The organism is Arthrobacter sp. ZGTC212 (assembly GCF_002929255.1).
Classification (GTDB): Bacteria; Actinomycetota; Actinomycetes; order Actinomycetales; family Micrococcaceae; genus Arthrobacter_B; species Arthrobacter_B sunyaminii.
In genome coordinates this window covers 1-767 of sequence record NZ_PJIJ01000022.1, presented here as the reverse complement: position 1 = coordinate 767, position 767 = coordinate 1, and the positions used below count along the sequence as shown (strand labels likewise).

The 767-nt window shown below is 67.8% G+C and carries 2 protein-coding genes; both read left to right on the top strand.

The features are described from left to right. On the top strand, nt 1–265 hold a 265-nt coding region (locus CXQ89_RS17665; RefSeq protein WP_146067297.1), incomplete at its 5' end, for a DAK2 domain-containing protein. Continuing rightward, a partial coding sequence (gene dhaM, locus CXQ89_RS17660) for a dihydroxyacetone kinase phosphoryl donor subunit DhaM (protein ID WP_104162199.1) occupies nt 262–767 on the top strand: 506 nt, incomplete at its 3' end. The genes CXQ89_RS17665 and dhaM, both read left to right, overlap by 4 nt.

The following is a 767-nucleotide window of genomic DNA, read 5'->3' as shown; positions in this document are numbered from 1 at the left end:
GGAGCCAGGGGACAAAACAATGGTGGATGCCTGGACGCCTGCGGCAGAAGCAGCAAGCCAGGCCGCGGCAGACGGCAGTCCGGATGCTCTGACCGTTCTGGTGGCCGCGGCAGAGGCTGCCGAAGCGGGCGCCGTGGCTACTGATCCGCTGGTAGCCCGGAAGGGACGCGCCAGCTACCTCGGCGAGCGAAGCGCCGGCCACCGCGACCCCGGTGCCGCTTCCAGCGCCCTGATCCTCCGGGCCGCCGTGAAGGCGGCTGCGTGACCGTCAGCATTGTGGTGGTTTCCCATAGCGAAAAAATCGCCGACGGCGCCGTGGAGCTTGCCGCGCAGATGGCGCCCGACGTCGTGTTTCTGGCAGCGGGCGGCACCATGGACGGAAGGATCGGCACGAGCCTGGAGAAGGTTCTGGCCGCTCTGGACAAGGTGGCCAGCGGTGATGGCGCGGTGATCATGACTGATTTGGGCTCCGCTGTGATGACCGCCGAATCCGCGTTGGAGTTTGCGGCAAACGCGTCCGACATGATGTTGGCGGATGCACCCCTGGTGGAGGGACTGGTGGCAGCTGCCGTCGCTGCACAGGGTGGCGCTGACGTCCATGCGGTCAAACGGGCGGCGGAAGCTGTGCGCGGCCCTGCCCAGCCGGCCGGGAGCCCGGCGTTGCAGGCTGTCGGGGAAGGCTCTGTCACCGGTTCCGGCCCGGATTTCACGGGGGACTTTGAGCTCGTGAACCAAGCCGGCATGCACGCGCGTCCCGCTGCGAAAAT